Source organism: Holdemanella sp. DFI.5.55 (assembly GCF_020593575.1).
In the GTDB taxonomy this organism is placed as follows: domain Bacteria; phylum Bacillota_I; class Bacilli_A; order Erysipelotrichales; family Erysipelotrichaceae; genus Holdemanella; species Holdemanella hominis.
In genome coordinates, this window is the sequence record NZ_JAJDMK010000346.1 from 1 (window position 1) to 243 (window position 243).

Annotated in this window: 1 protein-coding gene; it reads left to right on the forward strand. The window is 50.2% G+C overall.

What is annotated here, in order from left to right; genetic code table 11:
- Positions 1 to 23 precede the first annotated feature (23 nt).
- Positions 24 to 243 (forward strand): hypothetical protein (locus LJE08_RS14360; RefSeq protein WP_227403628.1); only part of this gene is annotated, 220 nt, incomplete at its 3' end.

The following is a 243-nucleotide window of genomic DNA, read 5'->3' on the forward strand; positions in this document are numbered from 1 at the left end:
TTCGGCTGATTGGTAATGCATTTTTGTTTAATCCCGCGCTTTCGGAGGCATTCTCCCAACTGTCACCGCAGGAAAACAGTCATGGAACGGCGCTTAACAATACACTGCGCCAAGCTTGTGGGGCTGCTTCCGTCACGCTTTTGGTGGTTATTTCCGGCTTGCCGGCTTCGTTAACAACTGGCGTTCAGTCCGCCATGTGGGTAACCGTTGCTTTAGCCGTCTTAATGCTGGTAATCTTTTATC